15 protein-coding genes are annotated in these 16,836 nt (G+C 40.3%); 5 read left to right on the top strand and 10 right to left on the bottom strand.

Features of this window, described 5'->3' with window-relative positions:
- Positions 1–2 precede the first annotated feature (2 nt).
- From QWZ08_RS26285 to QWZ08_RS26265, 5 genes are all read right to left on the bottom strand, one after another.
- Positions 3–299 carry a type II toxin-antitoxin system RelE/ParE family toxin gene (locus tag QWZ08_RS26285; RefSeq protein ID WP_290340696.1) on the bottom strand — a complete coding sequence of 99 codons (297 nt, stop codon included), beginning with the start codon at positions 297–299 and terminating at the stop codon, positions 3–5.
- Positions 284–526: a hypothetical protein gene (locus QWZ08_RS26280; protein ID WP_290340695.1), complete on the bottom strand. Its 243-nt coding sequence runs from the start codon at positions 524–526 to the stop codon at positions 284–286. The genes QWZ08_RS26285 and QWZ08_RS26280 overlap by 16 nt, the downstream gene beginning before the upstream one ends.
- Before the next feature lie 88 nt (positions 527–614).
- On the bottom strand, positions 615–1,061 hold the full coding sequence (locus QWZ08_RS26275) for a hypothetical protein (protein ID WP_290340694.1): 447 nt from the start codon (positions 1,059–1,061) through the stop codon (positions 615–617).
- Between the two features lie 145 nt (positions 1,062–1,206).
- Entirely contained in the window at positions 1,207–2,055 is an 849-nt protein-coding gene (locus tag QWZ08_RS26270; protein ID WP_290340693.1) for an HAD-IIA family hydrolase, read from the bottom strand.
- Between the two features lie 9 nt (positions 2,056–2,064).
- Entirely contained in the window at positions 2,065–3,132 is a 1,068-nt protein-coding gene (locus QWZ08_RS26265) for an aminoglycoside phosphotransferase/kinase family protein (RefSeq protein WP_290340692.1), read from the bottom strand.
- Positions 3,133–3,371: 239 nt separating this feature from the next.
- Between QWZ08_RS26265 and QWZ08_RS26260 the strand changes: the two genes are divergently transcribed.
- Positions 3,372–3,626 carry a hypothetical protein gene (locus QWZ08_RS26260; protein ID WP_290340691.1) on the top strand — a complete coding sequence of 85 codons (255 nt, stop codon included), beginning with the start codon at positions 3,372–3,374 and terminating at the stop codon, positions 3,624–3,626.
- A gap of 85 nt (positions 3,627–3,711) precedes the next feature.
- On the opposite strand, the gene QWZ08_RS26255 is transcribed toward QWZ08_RS26260, so the two are convergent.
- From QWZ08_RS26255 to QWZ08_RS26240, 4 genes are all read right to left on the bottom strand, one after another.
- A complete protein-coding gene (locus QWZ08_RS26255; protein ID WP_290340690.1) occupies positions 3,712–4,614 on the bottom strand; it encodes a toll/interleukin-1 receptor domain-containing protein in 903 nt (300 codons plus the stop codon).
- Positions 4,615–4,877: 263 nt separating this feature from the next.
- A complete protein-coding gene (locus QWZ08_RS26250) occupies positions 4,878–6,701 on the bottom strand; it encodes a hypothetical protein (protein ID WP_290340689.1) in 1,824 nt (607 codons plus the stop codon).
- Complete coding sequence (locus QWZ08_RS26245) at positions 6,698–7,177, bottom strand: ABC-three component system middle component 2 (protein ID WP_290340688.1); 480 nt, start codon at positions 7,175–7,177, stop codon at positions 6,698–6,700. The genes QWZ08_RS26250 and QWZ08_RS26245 overlap by 4 nt, the downstream gene beginning before the upstream one ends.
- A 1-nt stretch (position 7,178) precedes the next feature.
- Positions 7,179–8,231, bottom strand: a complete 1,053-nt coding sequence (locus tag QWZ08_RS26240) for an ABC-three component system protein (protein ID WP_290340687.1) — start codon at positions 8,229–8,231, stop codon at positions 7,179–7,181.
- Between the two features lie 354 nt (positions 8,232–8,585).
- On the opposite strand from QWZ08_RS26240, the gene QWZ08_RS26235 reads away from it, so the two are divergent.
- Positions 8,586–10,559: a M1 family metallopeptidase gene (locus QWZ08_RS26235; RefSeq protein WP_290340686.1), complete on the top strand. Its 1,974-nt coding sequence runs from the start codon at positions 8,586–8,588 to the stop codon at positions 10,557–10,559.
- Positions 10,560–11,176: 617 nt separating this feature from the next.
- On the opposite strand, the gene QWZ08_RS26230 is transcribed toward QWZ08_RS26235, so the two are convergent.
- On the bottom strand, positions 11,177–11,905 hold the full coding sequence (locus QWZ08_RS26230) for a DNA-formamidopyrimidine glycosylase family protein (protein ID WP_290340685.1): 729 nt from the start codon (positions 11,903–11,905) through the stop codon (positions 11,177–11,179).
- Positions 11,906–12,191: 286 nt separating this feature from the next.
- Between QWZ08_RS26230 and QWZ08_RS26225 the strand changes: the two genes are divergently transcribed.
- The 3 genes from QWZ08_RS26225 to QWZ08_RS26215 all read left to right on the top strand — a co-directional run bounded on the left by QWZ08_RS26225 (position 12,192) and on the right by QWZ08_RS26215 (position 16,814).
- A complete protein-coding gene (locus QWZ08_RS26225; protein WP_290340684.1) occupies positions 12,192–15,089 on the top strand; it encodes a DUF5723 family protein in 2,898 nt (965 codons plus the stop codon).
- A gap of 159 nt (positions 15,090–15,248) precedes the next feature.
- Positions 15,249–16,031, top strand: a complete 783-nt coding sequence (locus tag QWZ08_RS26220; protein ID WP_290340683.1) for an ABC transporter ATP-binding protein — start codon at positions 15,249–15,251, stop codon at positions 16,029–16,031.
- A 12-nt stretch (positions 16,032–16,043) separates the two neighbouring features.
- Positions 16,044–16,814, top strand: a complete 771-nt coding sequence (locus tag QWZ08_RS26215) for an ABC transporter permease (protein WP_290340681.1) — start codon at positions 16,044–16,046, stop codon at positions 16,812–16,814.
- Positions 16,815–16,836: the final 22 nt, after the last annotated feature.

The raw sequence follows: 16,836 nt of genomic DNA, 5'->3' as shown, positions 1-16,836 counted from the left end.
CCTTAGTAGTACTTACTCTTTGTAATATCCCTTTTATAAGGATATATGCTTAGCAGGATCATGTAATTATTTTCAATTGTATAGAATAATACGTTCTTTTTATCCAGCTTTATCATTTGAATAGCTGGCTGAGAAGTAAACCTTGGCTCATAAGGCATTTCGGCAATTCGTTCCAATTTTTTCAGTGCTCTGTGAGCAAATTTTTCCGCCGAATAATCAGACCAGTGCTCTTTTAAATAATGAATGATGGAGTAAAAATCATTATCCGCTTCGGCAGTCCAGATTATTTGGTAAGCCATTGCTGTACTTTTTCTTTCATCTGTTCGTGAGTGATGTAGTTGCCGGATTTATAATCATCAAGGGCTTTGTTTATCTTTTGTTGCAGTTCGCCGGGAAGTGATTGCAGGTTGATATTTTCTATCGCTGATTCGGGATGCAGCATTTCATATACTTCATCAATTAAACTGCTATCGTTGGTCTGGCTTAATAGTTCAAGTACTTCCGTTTTCTTATCGTGGGTATTCATATTCAAATATTTTATTAAAGTTAATGAAAATCCAGAAAAGTATGATGCAGGAGAAGTGGATTACCAGAAGGAGGACAGACTGATGAATTCAAACCCATATTTCAATTATAAAAAACAGCTCGAAAAATAAAATGAAAAATAACAGCATCTCATTGAGTGAATGTTTTAATACCCATTGCAAGGTCACAAACAGAATAAACAATGCCAGTGTAACGGTTACCATCAACGAACCAAAAGTTCTGTTTACAATGCTGGTGAGGTAGTGGTGATGGTAGGTGCCTTCAATAATATCTACACTTGCCGGCTTGGTTGTGAAAAATCCTTTATTGATGGTCAGTTGGCAGGTATCCGGAATATTGTAATTTCCATCTTCTGGTAACGGTATTTTTAAGCCTGCTTTTGTATTAAGGTAATAGATCGTGTAATGTGAACTTCTGCCTCCGTCCGGCTCACTTGAAAAAAAATCAATACTGTCACCCGTATCGTGTACCTGAAATAAAAATGCATCACTCACCATTAAAAGCAGTGCAATCAATTCAAACCAGTAAAGTATTTTTTTTCACTTGTAACTAAGTACGGGCCTCATTAGTAAAAGATTGCAGGAGGTAGTTTTTGCACTATCATTTTATACAATAGTTGAATCATCACACCAAATTTACAGCTCCGGTTTATATGATACCTCAGGTAATAATAGACCTGCAAACATAATCAGGAATGATACCGGTTGACATGATCTGTTGTTCCACACTGTGTTCGCTGGTGTTGCCAGAAAGTACCAGGCAGGTTTTAACGCCGAACTTATTGCCGCCTAAAATATCCGTGTGCAGGTTATCGCCTACCATCAGTATATCGGGTTTGGTAACCGGCATCAGGCGTTTCAACCGGTTGTAGGCATACGTGAACATCTGCGTATCCGGCTTGCCGAAGTGCATAAACTTCCGGCCGAGTAAGTTCTCCACCAATTTGGCAATGCCACCCGTTGCTACGGCTACATCGTTTTTTGACACCGGATACAACTTATCTGAATTGGCAACAATCACCGGGATTTTAGTACTGCGCAGCAGGTTGATGGTTTTGTTGATATCAGTATTCCAGTCAAAGCCTTCATCATCCAGAAATACAAAGGCGCTGATTTCATCCTGCTTATCCATATCAATGTCACGAATGGAAACATGTTCCAGCCCGGCCTGCAATATGTAACGTGCCGAATTTTCTGTGCCCATGTAACCAATCTTTCCACCGGTTATTTTATGCTGCAGAAAATGTTTGGCCATCATGCCGGAGGTGATTACTTCATGCGTTTGTAAACCCTGCAAACCCAGTTTATTAAAACCGGCTACCTGTTGCTCCTGGCTGCGGGAGGCATCATTGGTGAGTATGCGGATGGCAACACCCTGTTCCCTTAAAGTGGTCACGGTATTTTCCACCCCGGTAATAAGACCCTGGTAGTTTTTTAGTACCCCGTACGAATCGAGAAACACCGCTTTAAAGCCGGATGCCACCGATAAAAAAGAATGTAGCTCTTGCATGCAGAACGATTAAATGTTTAAAGCTTTCAGGATTGGATCTGCATTAAATTCCTTTTCAATGGAAGGAAAATAAATTTCGATCGCCTCCCTTTGTAATTTGGTAGCAAACAATTCGTGAAAGAAAAACCGGCCTTCTTTTATAACATAGTTCAAAATAAAAAACCGGTAGGCTTCTTTTAAAAAATGGATCTCCGGCTCCGTGAGCGGAAACACACTGTGGTAAGATTGGAGGAACAATAAAAACCTTTCTTCCATCATCGGGCCGATAAAATAACTAAAAGCGGTTTTGTCACCGATGTCTGAAACCACGCGGCTTAAGAAATAAAAATCCAGTACGCGGTTGCCGATCCTGAACCAGTCATAATCCCAGCGGGAGTATAATTTAAAAGAAGAGGTGACAGAAAAGTTGCCGATGTTCCAGTCAACAAACACGGGTATCTTATCCAGTGCCGGTTCATTCAGCAAGGCGGCGTTTTTTATAAACAGGTCGCATTGCGCTTTTATCTGGTCTGTTTGCAGGCGGTGTTCGTATTTGCCTTCGGGTGTTTCCAGTTTGCGTAGCAGGTGTTCAATATCGGTGTTCAATGTTTTGGAAGAATGCTGCAGGGTATTGCGTATACTGTGACAGGCCTTGTGCAGCAAAGCCACCTGTTCGCCGAGTTTAATGATCTGTGCTCCATCCAGCCTTGCCGGCATTCTTTTTTTGATGGTGATGGGCCGGTAAAAAACCACCCATACATCCAGCAGTGAATCTTTATAGTGATAGACAAATAGCTTTTCTCCCTTGGTGAGTGAGCGGGCCAAAAAATTTTCAAACGGTGCCGGTAAATTGTTGGATAAGGAATTGATGATGGTATGGTCTTCCACAAAATGATCGAACACACCAAAATAAGAAAGCTTGCCAATAATGATGCTGTCATCTGTAAACGTAATGCGGTACACATGGTTGGTAGAAACTTTGGCGCTGATATCTACAATACGTTTTATTTGCCGGCTGTTGTCGTACGCCTGCCAGGCTTCTTTTACGATTTCTGTGAAATCGATAAAAGGCATTTTCATTACTTCCGGGTTACTCATGTACTCATTTGATGTATGGGTAATGCGATCGTTGTTTTTGAATAAGCTGCAAAATAGCGATTATGGTTTATATCGAAAGCGGGGCACTTGTTTTTTGCATGTTATGTTCCACTGCTGTATATGCATATTGCTACTAACAGAGTTGCGGTGCAATAGCTTTATAATAAAGTAGCAAATCAAGTAACTTAGATTTTAAGGATAGATTTGATGAGAGAACCAAACACACTACAAAACATTGTATGATTACATTCGATGATTTTATAAATACGGAGGGAAGTACTTTACATGTTGTAAAAACTTTGCAAGCTGGAATTGAAAGAATAAAATGTAATAATATTGAGGAGGCCTCATTTGCATTTAACGTCTATAAGGTTTGCATTAATAAGAAGAAAAATGAAGTGATAGTAACCCTGGATATTTTTGATGTCTATAATGAATCTTTAAAAATGTCGATTGATGATTTTTATAACAGATTAGGCCAAATTAAAAACTAATTATTAGTAAGTTAGAAAATACGTTTCTTTGGTGATGCGCTTGGGAAAATTTCAGGCCGAAGACTCGGAGAGGAAAAAAAGTGACTTATCTGCTTCTTATAGACTGAACGAGTTCATTGATGCAGGTGTCATATCCATTTTTGAGATCTAAATGTTTATACTCTACTAATAAAGTAGGAATATCACATTCATCAATTTTTAACGGCAATATTCTAACCTCTTTACCATTCAGCTTCTGCATTAAAATTGTATTGAGCTCTTTTCTTACCCATTTTTTCTCAACAGATTTTGTTGATAAAAGTACTATCAATTCTGTCGTGGATGCAAGTCCATTTGATACTTTCTCAACAATGCTATCACCAACAAGAATTTCATATTTGTCAAACCATATAGTAAAACCTCTTGCCTTAAGAGATTCAAAAATGCTTTCTGCCACTGACTTATCTTCGGATGCATGACAAATAAAAAGTGATTTACTTGAACTTTCACCAGTACCCCAAAAATGTGATTCAATCTCAGATAAATAAGACACAGCATCAGAAAAAGATATATCACTCATTTTAATAAAAATAGTGAAGTAGGCCGTTTCATCATATATGCTAGTTTCTTGTTTGAAAATCACTTTGGATTCAAAAAACTTATGTAGATTTTTCGTTCCTTTTTGTATCTGATGCTCGACATATTCAGCAAAATATAGCTTGTCTATATCACCTTCTTTATCAAGTATACAAATAGGAAATTCGGCAATTAATCCTAACAAAGGATCATTTGTATATTTCGCATTTGGAGACATGCTGTAATATTCTTTCCTGCTACCACCGATAACTTTTTCTATTAAGTTGAAACTTTTGCCGACTGGAATCACACTCAGCTTTAGCAACTTTATCTCCTTATAAAAAACATCGTAACCATCATAATCTTCATAGTATTCGTTTCCGTCTATTTTAATTCCTCCAGTTTCTTCATTTATTTCAACATTCATTTTCATACCTTTTACTTTTAGCAAAATTTCAATAACGACAAAAGCAAAACTATTGAATTTTGTCGCCCTGGTTCAAGCATTAATATAAAATTTGCGGTATAAGAGACATTTTGCAGTCGCAGTGGAAAAGAAATGGACATCTCGTATATCGATAAAATTCTTTGGCTTTGCAAATTAACATGCCATAGATGACAGCAGTCGCCCGATGATCTAATAGATGATTTCGAAGATCAGAGCGAAACAGCAGCCGTTGGAACAAAATATATCTTTCAGCTTCTTGGCGCTAACGGAATAAAACCGTACCTACCAGAATTAAGATTTTGGGTGAATGGAATATGATTAATTAAATGGGAAATATCTGAAGGAGGCTCCTCGTTTTCTAATATGATAACCTGCGGGACTTTTGAATTGGTAGCCAAATATCTATAAAAATCCATTGCAAGGTCAATTGCAATTCCTTCACCTTGAGCTGATGGCTTACGATAAGTTACTAGAGGCGAATCTAATATTGATGGCCCAATGCTATAATCTTTACTATACAAGAGCTCTTGTAGGGCTATTAAAAACGAAGCATATGTAATTGCTCGATAACCTTTTCCTGACAATTCTCTGTCTTCCCCTGAAATAACAAAATCATCTTTTGTTTCACTGAAAGTAACTCCATTAATTGAAGGGTAACTACAAGATTTTAAAATATTATTTAGAATCTTTGAGAGTTCAAATAGGCTAGATGTAGTAATATCCTCAAATTTTTTATTATCCTCTTTTTTAGCAATAGTAAGTGAAATTATTTCTTTCTGTTTTTCAAATGAAACTATCTTTTCTTTTAAAAAAACAGCTTTACTCAAGTTAGCCTTAAGGCCATTTAATTCTGATATTTTAGTAAATAAAGTTCCCATTTCTACTGACACACCATTTTCAATTTTTTCAGAGATTGCGTCTAGCATATTTTGTAATCTTTCTATTTCTCCTATGTTTCCTTGATTTTCCTCTTTCAAAATTAATTCAGCCTCTGCAACTTCTCTGGTAAGATTATTTATTTTGCCAATTTCTAGTTCGCATGCTTTAATTACAGATACAAGTTCAGGTTCTATATTTTTTTCTCCCAGTGGACTTGAACATACTGGACAGTTTTCTTCGACTGACGGGTTATTCATGAGTAAGTAGCTAGCTTCTATTGTGCTATTTAATCTTTTAGAATCAGTTTCATACTGTTGTTTTAGAATCTCACTTCTTATTAGTACTTCATCATTATAAACCTTCAGACTCTTTACATTTGAAATTTGACCGGAAATTAAACTTCTTCCAGAATCCAATTCTGTAAAAACATTCTTTAATCGTTCGTGCTCTTCTTTGAGCTTTTGAATAGTATCATCTACCTTTAAAATTCGGTCTTCGGGTTCAATATTATCAGGAATTTCATCTAGTTCTTTTCGATTCGAAGAAATTAATTCTGTTAACATCTCAATTTTACCTCGACGGTATTTTACTTCATCCTTGCTCAAACTTTCTATTATATCGCTATCATCATTTCCGGATAAAATTAATTTGAAGGTACTTTTTTCTTCTGTTGGTGTTGTATATTGCCCTGAAGTAATAGGTGATTTATCTGTTATAATTCTTGCCTCATCAACAATCAAGAATCGGACAATATCTCTATAGGAAATTTTACGTGTTTTTCCCTGTGCATTTGTTCTAATCTTTTTATCCTTTAAATTATTTAGACCTAATAAAAAAGCTGAAATATTTTCAGTACTATCAGGATTATGTTTCCTTGCTAACGTTATCGGCTTGTCAGATTGCTCAGAATAAAGCAAAAAATCTCCTCCTTTTAAATCACTTTGTAAAATAAATTTTCTACCATCATGAGACTGAATTTTCATGCGTAAAGATGAATAGGGCAATGATAGTTTTATAGGTTTTGGTTTATCAGACGATCCAAGCATATAATTTATGCATTGATATATATAGGTCTTTCCGGTATTAGACGGGCCACTAATTACATTTAAACCTTTGGCAAAAGAAACAACCGCTGGTTGTAAATTATTCCCTGTTAGCCTCAGTTCCATTATAATAAAACCACTATTCATCATTTTATAATTTCAAGATTAAACTCACTTCTATTTTTTTCCAAATTCAGTCTCATCAATTCACGCAAATCCTTTAATTCATAATTTCCATATTCCTTAACAACCCAGTTTGCAAGATGTATCAAACTTGAAGTGTAAGATTCGCTTAATGCATCCAAAAAGGGTATTGAACTTTCACTTGCACTATATTGAATGCCATTGTCATTGTAATACTTATTAATTAGCCCTTTTTGCAAAAAAATCTCTAATCCATTTTGAATTAGATTTCTCCTAATAAAAATTTCTCCAGATCTATTCGGTACTGCAGGGTGTAAACTTTGAATATTGGAATTAATATCTGCAGAATGCACAACCATATAATCAAAATAAACTAAATGGTCAAGATCATATTTTTGCGGGTAAGCAGAAGATAATACAGTTAACATCCTTAATCCTGTTTCAATATTATTATTAAAAGGATAAATTTTACTATCACTCATGTTACACCCAATTTATTTTTTTATTATTACAAAGTTGATGGCAAACACCTGTTTTATCTTTTACATTACTAACTTCTTTCAGAGCGTTAGAAGTTATGGATACAGAAGCAGAGTGTGTTTCAACAGCTTTTACTTTTTCAAATCCATTGGCATGGGAACTTTCGGCAATATTTATGACCCCGTCGTAAACCTCGTCTTGAAAATTTTCAAAAGTCCCATTTGGAAGATTGTCTCTAGAAAAATTTCTAAGTTGTTCTGCGTGATGAAAACTAATTCTAGCTCGCTTAAAGTGATTATGGTATTTAGACTGTAGCTTTATTTCATCTAATGAATTGAAATTTGAAGTTGCATCAGAGCCGTAAGCTAAAATAAGCTGCTCTACGTAAACAGTTTCTTCGGTCGTGATATCATCAGGAATTAATGATTCATCCAATTTATTCCTATCAGGTAAACCTCCACCAAACCATATTAAATGATTAGCATGGGATTTATGTTCCTCAATTATGGTTTTAGGTTGTATTCGATCAAAAATCGAAAAATCGAAATTATCAACATGATGTATTAATTCAGCCGACAAATCGATTTTAATACCAGCAATAATTTTTTCACTTATATCTTTATCCCAATGCTCTGTAACACCCTTTTTTATATCCTTAGGATTTTGTAGAAGTTTAGTAAAACTCGTGCCACATCCTTTTGGAGAAATAAAAAAATACTTACTTGGAATTGGATATTCTTTTTTGAAAGTATAGTATAAAAGTTTCCCAAATTCGATCCACATTTGAGATGGCATCAAAGGGGCATCATAATGCTTACATTGATAGCAGTCCCACTTATAGTCGGCAATTTTATTATCAGTTAAATAAGCAGCAACATCTCTGCCTTTATCGCCAGCACCACCAAAACGTTCAACCTCGATGTATTTTTTTCTTTTAATTTCTAGCCATTCTTCTACAAATATTTCCCATTCATCAGCAGAAAATACCTCCATTCTCTTTATAGGTAAAATGCTTTTACCATAGTTCACTTTAAAAGATGTTGCATATGAAGTCACGGAAATTCTAAGATTAGTCTATGCTATCAAAACTAAGCATTATTATTTTATACTAATATAATTCACCTTTGCTTGGTTAAAGGGTAAGAACCAATCACCCTCAATAAATATTGGTGTTCACTAAAAGTCACCAGCAAACACAGTCTTATTCCTTATCCTTAACACATGTCCTCACCGGCCAACTCCGCTTCAATAAAAGTCCCCCAACGGTATACCGTACAAGGGAGTGACACAACGATGACGCCATGAAAAACATCTGCTGGTAACATGCCCTTCCTTTTTTAAATTCAATGGGTAAACTTTAATAACTTTATTGCAGTCAATCGTTACACCACTTCCCTTAAAAATTTACTGATGAGAAAATTATTTTTTGCTGCCGGTTTGTTATGCAGCACCCTGTTTGCAATGGCGCAAAGCGCTACCGATAATGGCTCGGCCTACAATCCGCACGACTTCTTTTTACAGGGCTTCAACCCGCCTGCCGGCAATGCATACCGGTCGGCCAATGGAAGTCCGGGCCCGCAGTACTGGCAAAACAGCGCCAGCTATACCATTCACGCCACGCTGAGCGAAAAGGATACCAGCGTTACCGGCGATGTACTGATTCAATACACCAACAACAGTCCGGATAAACTGGATTATGTATGGCTGCAGCTGGATCAGAATTTATTTAACGCGGCCTCCAGAGGAACGGCAGCCACACCCACCAGCGGCGATGTGATCGGGATACTGGGCGTTGATAAAGGCGGTTACAATATTGCTGATGTGAGCGTAACCTATGGCGGTAAAACCTACAAAGTGCAACCCATTATTTCGGATACGCGGATGCAGGTTCGGTTAAACAGCAGCCTGTTGCCAAAGGGCGACAAGGTGTCGATAAAAATAAATTACAGGTTTAATATTCCGGCGTATGGGGCAGACAGGATGGGCCGTGTGTACACAAAGAACGGCATCGTGTACACCATCGCACAGTGGTATCCACGCATGTGTGTGTACGACGATGTGGAAGGCTGGAACACGCTTCCCTACATGGGGCTGGGCGAATTCTACTGCGAGTACGGCAATTTTGATTATTACATTACGGCACCTGCGGGCATGATTGTATATGGCAGCGGCGACCTGCAAAATGCGGCGCAGGTATTAACACCCACTGAAATTCAACGGCTGGCAAAGGCCGCTAACTCTGATAAAACCGTGGCCATTATAGAACCGGGCGAAGTGGGCAAACCCAATATGCGCCCTACCAGCAGCGGCAACCTTACCTGGCATTTTACCATGAAAAACACGAGGGATGTGGCCTGGGCTGCGTCCACTGCATTGGTATGGGATGCCGCGAGGGTGAATGTTCCTTCGGGCAGAAAAGTGATGGCGATGTCGGCCTACCCGGTGGAAAGCATGGGTGATACGGGCTGGAGCAGGGCTACTGAATATTTAAAACACAGCATGGAAATTTATTCGAAAAACTTTTTTGAGTTTCCCTGGAATGTGGCGGTGGACATGGGTTGCAACATCACAGGTATGGAATACCCAGGCATGATTTTTAATGATTACCTGGAAAAAAAAGGGCCGCTTTGGTTTGTGATTGCTCATGAGATTGGGCACAACTGGTACCCGATGGTTGTGGGCAGCAACGAACGCAAATACATGTGGCAGGATGAAGGTTTTAACTCGTACATTAATTATTTTGCGAACGAACTTTTTAACAACGGCGAGTATGCGCACGACCTGGCACTGTTTAGTAAAAGACATTTCGCCTGGCTGGATCAAACCGAATTACCAAAGCTGAAAGACCCGATGATGACGGTGAGTGAAGCGATGGATTATGGTCAGCATTACCAGTACTACAGCAAAACAGCCGTGGGCCTGAAACTGCTGCGGGACGTGGTTGTTGGCAAGGAACGTTTTGATTATGCCTTTAGAAAATACACGGAAATATGGGCCTATAAACATCCCACACCGTACGACTTTTTTCATGCCATCAACAGCGCCGCCGGTGAAGATTTAAACTGGTTCTGGAAGGAATGGTTCTTCACTACCTGGACTGTTGACCAGGCCATTACGGATGTTCAATACGTAGACAATGATGCCAGCAAAGGCGCCCTGATTACCATCGTAAATAAAGGCCGGATGATTTTACCTGCGATTGTTCAGGTGACGGAAAGCAATGGTAAAACCAATACCATCACGTTGCCGGTAGAAGTATGGCAACGCGGTGGCACCTGGACTTTTAAATATGCTTCTGTAAGTAAGATTGATAAGGTAGTGCTGGACCCGGCGCATGTGTTGCCGGATGTGGAGCGGGGGAATGATGTTTGGGGGAAGAAATGATTTTGGTGAGTTGTGAGTTGTGAATGGGCAATTGACGATAGTCGATAGTCAATGGCTGATAGCCAATAGTGAATTGTGAATCAATGTCGTTTACTTAGGCAATTAATTTGATCAATTGTAAGATCATTTTACATTCGTTACTGCTTTTCAATTTGTTGATTTCGCCTCCTCCGCCGGCGGGGCTGCGTAACTGGAACGCTGCTGCTTTTGCTTCTTTCAAAAAAATATGCTGCGCATTTTTTTGAATTCCGGCTGGCCGGAACCGAACCAAAAGATGCAGCTTATCCAGTTACTGTTTTAAACACGAAACATAACTTGTAAACTTCATGCTTTTTTGCAAAGTATTACTATCGATATAAATTTTTAACGGCTTTGCGAAATTGTACATGGGCGATATTGAATAGTGAGTCAATGTCTTTTACTTAATTTTTCTATGGTATCTAATCAACCGCCGACAGGGCTGATAGCCGCCGTCGGAGTTAGCGCTACCCCGTCAGCGGTTGAAAACCCTGACGGCGGTTTCGTTAAGTAAACAATCTTGATTATTTAGTGGTGAGTTGTTTGCGTGTTGGTGATTGTTATCGCTTTAAATATTCATGCACCGGCAGTTAAAATTGTTACTCGTACAAATGCTGCCGGTGTTCACTGAAGTAAATTTTTCTTTTTGTTTTCGGCAATACCTTCACCGTTACTTCGCTGCCGTCGGCTGCATAGTTTTGCTGGTACACCTGGAAGAAATCATTGACGCCGGTGGTTTCCAATTGTTTGTAAAAAAGGCGGGCATAGTTTACCACTTCGTTGATGAGTTTGGTAATTTTTGCCGCTGGTATTTTGCCTGCTATGCTCAGCGGATGAATGGCCGCACGGTACAGTGCTTCGTTCCTGATTTTGTTGCCCACGCCGGTAAAAATTGCCTGGTTCATCAGTACATCATCGATGGTTTTGGCAGCTTGTTTTTTCAGCAATGTTTTTACCCATGCTTTATCAAAATGCGGGCTTAATATGTCTGTGCGCCAGTCGTATATTGCTTCCGGCGGTTGCTCCAGTTTGGTAGCCTTAACCACATACCCATTAATTTCGCCTTTCGCAAATTCAAGATAAAAAGACCGGTTTACTTTTTTGCGTTCGTTGACGAGGATATCGCCAAACAAACCCAGGTGCAATCTCACAGTACCATTGCTGAATTCAAACAACAAGTGCTTACCCCAGGTTTTAATGTCCAGTAATTTTTTGCCGTTGATCCAGGTGGTGGGCATGGCGCCATAACCTCCGGCATGCTTTACCAGCTTGCCTTTAAAAGGTTGTAACTGGTTTTTTAAATGCAAAATAGACGGGCCTTCGGGCATAGTTGATTGTTTAATAACGTAATTGTAAAAGCAGTTGTTTGCTGCTGATATGGGTGCAAATTTGAGACCTGTCTTAATTACAAAAGTGGATAAACTCTATGAGAAATGTTTAACTATGGCACCCGTTATTGACAGATCTAACAGGTGGAGAATACGCTCGTATCGGGTATAAATTTTCCCTTAAACAAAACAGTCTCATCTGTAAGCACTAACAGGCAGGACATTATACAGTGGCATAGTAATCGTAAATACAGTTTGTGATAATATCTTTTAAAAAACAAACTGCATGACAAAAAAATTACTTAGTCTTACAACCTTATTGGTATGCTCATTTACATCGCTTTGGGCACAGAGTTTTTTGGGCATCAATACCGGTAATTATGCTGGTGTTACGGGTGTAATGCTTCAACCCGCCAGCATCGTGGACAGCCGGTATAAGTTTGATATCAATCTCATTTCTTCCGGTGTCAATTACAGCAACAATTATTTCCTGGTCGACAGAAGCGCTATTCTGAAATTCAACAAAAACAATTTTTCCGACTACCAGTCTTTTAAAGCCAATTATTTATCGGTAAGAAATTTATCTGCCGGTGAAAAAGTGTTTTTTAATATCAATAACAGAACACAGGTGCCGTTGAGTTTTATGGCTACGCTTGGGAAGAAATCGGCCATTGCATTGAACATACAATCACGCTCGAAGATACAAGGCAGAGGCATTTCCGGCGAGCTTGCCAGCATGGCTTACAACGGTTTTTATTATCCGCCACTAAATAATACTTCTATTGATGCTTCGGGCGTTGCCATTCAGTCACTCAATTGGGTGGAGGTTGGATTGACCTATGGCCGTGTATTGTATTCCTCCAACAAGCATTTTGTAAAGGCGGCGTTTACCGCCAAGTACCTGGCGGGTGTTGCTTCGTTAAACATGAGCACCAACGATTTCAGGATCAGTGTAAACAATGATAGCTCCATTAATTTCAACACCAGCAACTTCAATTATAACCATAATAAAAATGCGGATTTTGATATGGTGTTTGACAAAAGTTTCCGGCCGGATGCGACTTCGTTTGGTTTTGATGCAGGGCTGGTGTATGAGTACAGGGGCAACCTGGACAAGTTTAAATACATCCGCAATGATGATGAAAAATCTTATGAGGCAGAACGCAGGGATGTAAACAAATATATTTTTAAACTGGGTGTTTCTTTACTGGATGCGGGAATGTTTAAGTTTGATAAACCGGACAATGTAAATTCATTCAGCGCCAATGTTGCCAACTGGAGTATCGCCAATGCGCATTACAAAACCATCAAAGCATTTGATACAGCTTTGGCAGCGAGGGTAAATGCCAACGCCAATGATCCGCGTACATATAACGTGTATCTGCCTGCCGCACTGAGTGTACAGCTCGACATTAAATTTGTTAAAGGATTATACCTGAATGCCATGCTATATCACCCGGTTAAACTGGGCAGCAGCGCCGGAAGCCGTTTTGATAATTATGGTTTTTATACCGTTACACCAAGATGGGAAAGCAGGCACTTCGGCGTATATTTTCCATACACCATTACAGAAAAAAATGCGGCTACCAGTTACAGGCAAAATACGCTGGGAGCCACGCTGCGTGCGGGGCCGCTCTTTGTCGGCAGCAGCAACCTGGGAACGATGGCATTTAATAAAAAGCTGAGTTCAGCAGATATCTTTATCGGGTTGAAAGTGAGCATCACTTATGGTAAACCGAATAAAGCCAGTTCTTATTTTCAAAAAATATTTGCCCGTAAACACAGCACAGATACTGTTGCGCAAACACCAGTATATTATCAAAACAGGGATACGGTTTTTGTACAAAAAAATGATACCAGTCGCCTGCTGATTGATTACAACAAGGGCAAGATTTATGACCTGCCGAATGTAAAGGGAAACATCATCATTGTAAATAACAATTACTATTATAGTGGTTTGCCGGGTGCTGTAAATAATCCGGCTGCACAAACATTGGTGGCGGATACCCTGCTTTCCAATAACCGCATCAACTGGCGTACAGACAGCGTCCTGCAGCAGCAGAACAAACGCATGGCAGATAGCATTAAAAGATTGCAAACAGACAGTCTGCAATTAAGAAAACAACAACTCGATAGTTTGATCAGAGACATGCAGCAGCTGCAGATACAGATGGACAGTGTGAAAAGGACAGACAGTTTGCATGGATACAATCCTGCCAATAAGAAATTAATGAACCAATTGGATAGCCAGGCACTCGCCAACAAAAAAGCAATGGATTCGGCGGTGATGCTGATGAAGACCGACTATGCCGCTGGCAAACGAAGTGCAGATAGTTTACTGATTTTGGATAGCCTGCTCAAAAAAAAAAGATTGGCCGACAACTCCGGGAGGGAAGTTATTGCTGACACAAGGTTAAGCGATCAGCTGGCCCTGAACAGCGAAAAGCAATTGCAGCAACAGTCAGCAATTGCTGCGGATGAGCGGGACTACCGCCGCCGGCAATTACGTCAGCAGGATGATTTATTGCGACGTTACATGGACGAATCATCTTCACTGAAAGGTGACATCCGCCGGTTGCAGCGATCTGTTAATGCAAACGATCGTGATTACAGAACCGGCAATACTATTTTGCCAGTCGTAATTCCACCCACCAAAACACAACCACTGGTTGCAGCACCGTCAAGTGTTAGAAGAGACACGGTGTACATAAAAGATACCATTCGCATCAGGGATACATTATCGCTTGCAAAAAAAGAATTGCTTAACCCGGTAGTTGCGCCGGCACCGGTTGAAGCGCCCGCCGCAAAAGAGCAGTTTGCTAAAGAACCTGCCTTTGATTATACAGCCATACCTGCAGATATTATTTTGTTTGAACTGGGCAGGGCCAGTCTGCAACCCGTTTATCATAACCTGCTGGATTATATCGCTGGTATTTTGGTAAAGCAACCCAACCTGCAGGCGGCCATCACCGGGCATACTGATAAATCCGGTTCGCCGGAAGTTAACAAAGCACTTTCTTTAAAGCGGGCGCAAAACGTCGCGGCTTATCTTGTTGATAAAGGCGTACCAGCTTCCCACCTGGTAACTTCCGCTGTGTCTTTTTTGGAACCCGCCGTAGCAGGCAATTCTAAATCAGCCAGCAGTCAGAACAGGAGAGTGGTAATAAAGATTATGAACAAATAATTAGGACGTTGTTTCATCGCCGACATACTTTATGTAAAAGATAGAGATACAAGATTGCTTTTATCCGGCCTTTGCTAAACACATTTTACCGTTAACAACAATTTATAAACGCCGCATTATAAATCCGCTAACTTAGTAACCTTTAATATAAAAGGTTCAATGCAAACAAATCCATCAGCTCCTATTTTACAAGTTGATCAGCTCAATGTTTTTTATGGCAAGTTTCAGGCAGTAAAGGATGTTTCTTTTAGTGTAACGCCGGGTGAAATTTTTGGTTTGCTGGGCCCTAATGGTGCCGGCAAAACCAGTACCCTTAGTTCTATTGAAGGACTTATCATTCCTGACTCCGGAACCATCACTGTAGCGGGTTTTAATAACCGGGAAAAGCCGCTGCATGCCCGGGCCAATATGGGTGTGCAATTGCAGTCAACCAATTTTCAACCGGAACTTACGGTGGCAGAAATCATCCGCCTATATGCCAGTTTACATGCCGTTGATTTAAGCAAAGAACGGCTGCAGGATATCCTCAACAATATTCAATTGGGCGATGCTAGTAAAAAACGTTTCGGCCAGTTGTCAGGCGGTCAGCAGCAGCGGGTATCGCTGGTAATTGCCATGATACACGAACCGCAGATTGTGTTGCTGGATGAGCCCACAACCGGACTGGATCCGCAAAGCCGTCGTCAACTTTGGGTGCGTATGGAAGGCTTAAAGGCAAAGGGCCATGCGATACTGCTCACCACCCATTCTATGGAAGAGGCCGAAGCCGTATGCGACCGTATTGCCATCATCGATCATGGTAAAGTGATAGCCATTGATACACCCGACGCACTCATCACCAAACACCGCGACGATCCCGAAGTAATAGCTGCCAGCCGCCGCGGAAAAATAACGCTGGAAGATGTTTTTATCGGACTAACGGGAACGGCTGTACGCTCTTAAATAAAATTACACATGCAAACAATTATACCTTCTGATTTAAATGCACTGAAGTCGTTGCTAACAGCAGACTTTACAGCCCAGTGGCGCAACCGCCGTTCGGTGGTGTTGCTGCTGCTCGTTCCTGTCATCATCCTTATTTCCTGGAAAGGACTGGTGGATAAACTGGGTGGTGCTTTTGTACTTTCGAACTGTATCACCATTGGCCTCAACGCCATCGGGTTGATGGGTTATTCCAATGCCATTGCCCGTGACCGCGATAAGGGAATTTTTCAACGCCTGCGGGTGGCGCCGGTATCGGCACGCAATATTATGATCAGCCGCTTGCTGATACAACTGGCAATGATTTTACTGGTGACCATGGCGGTATTTATTGCCGGCTATTATGCAGATGGCATAAGCATGAGTGTAGCGGGATATGCTGTAGCACTGCTGATGTCTATTGCAGGCGGCGCATTGTACCTTGGCCTCGGCCAGGCCATTGTCGGCCTCATCAAAAATCCGGAATCAGTGAACGCCGCAACCCGGCTGGTGTATTTTGTTTTTATCATGGTCGGAATGTTTGGCGAACTGGGAAATGCTGGCGATATAGGTATGCTGGGCGACCAGATTGGCAAGATAGTAAAATGGTCCCCTTATGGCGTGGTGCGCCACATTGTATCCACCGGCCTTGAACCGGCGACCTGGAGCAGCGATACCACTATTTCGTTCTTGCTTACCATCGGTTATGCCATTGTATTTGCTGCTGTTGGCATTAAAAAGTTTAAGTGGAGTAGTAGCAGGTAGGCTTATGTTTCTCACGAGTAAA

The organism is Ferruginibacter paludis, assembly GCF_030409685.1.
Taxonomy (GTDB): Bacteria; Bacteroidota; Bacteroidia; order Chitinophagales; family Chitinophagaceae; genus Ferruginibacter; species Ferruginibacter paludis.
The sequence above is the reverse complement of the archived record's forward strand: the minus strand, read 5'-3'. Positions and strand labels throughout refer to the sequence as shown.

What these genes read in the sequence shown, in the direction of transcription:
- QWZ08_RS26285 (WP_290340696.1), bottom strand. Translation starts at nt 299, where the DNA reads ATGGCTTACCAAATAATCTGGACTGCCGAAGCGGATAATGATTTTTAC.
- QWZ08_RS26280 (WP_290340695.1), bottom strand. Translation starts at nt 526, where the DNA reads ATGAATACCCACGATAAGAAAACGGAAGTACTTGAACTATTAAGCCAG.
- QWZ08_RS26270 (WP_290340693.1), bottom strand. Translation starts at nt 2,055, where the DNA reads ATGCAAGAGCTACATTCTTTTTTATCGGTGGCATCCGGCTTTAAAGCG.
- QWZ08_RS26265 (WP_290340692.1), bottom strand. Translation starts at nt 3,132, where the DNA reads ATGAGTAACCCGGAAGTAATGAAAATGCCTTTTATCGATTTCACAGAA.
- QWZ08_RS26260 (WP_290340691.1), top strand. Translation starts at nt 3,372, where the DNA reads ATGATTACATTCGATGATTTTATAAATACGGAGGGAAGTACTTTACAT.
- QWZ08_RS26255 (WP_290340690.1), bottom strand. Translation starts at nt 4,614, where the DNA reads ATGAAAATGAATGTTGAAATAAATGAAGAAACTGGAGGAATTAAAATA.
- QWZ08_RS26250 (WP_290340689.1), bottom strand. Translation starts at nt 6,701, where the DNA reads ATGATGAATAGTGGTTTTATTATAATGGAACTGAGGCTAACAGGGAAT.
- QWZ08_RS26245 (WP_290340688.1), bottom strand. Translation starts at nt 7,177, where the DNA reads ATGAGTGATAGTAAAATTTATCCTTTTAATAATAATATTGAAACAGGA.
- QWZ08_RS26235 (WP_290340686.1), top strand. Translation starts at nt 8,586, where the DNA reads ATGAGAAAATTATTTTTTGCTGCCGGTTTGTTATGCAGCACCCTGTTT.
- QWZ08_RS26230 (WP_290340685.1), bottom strand. Translation starts at nt 11,905, where the DNA reads ATGCCCGAAGGCCCGTCTATTTTGCATTTAAAAAACCAGTTACAACCT.
- QWZ08_RS26225 (WP_290340684.1), top strand. Translation starts at nt 12,192, where the DNA reads ATGACAAAAAAATTACTTAGTCTTACAACCTTATTGGTATGCTCATTT.
- QWZ08_RS26220 (WP_290340683.1), top strand. Translation starts at nt 15,249, where the DNA reads ATGCAAACAAATCCATCAGCTCCTATTTTACAAGTTGATCAGCTCAAT.
- QWZ08_RS26215 (WP_290340681.1), top strand. Translation starts at nt 16,044, where the DNA reads ATGCAAACAATTATACCTTCTGATTTAAATGCACTGAAGTCGTTGCTA.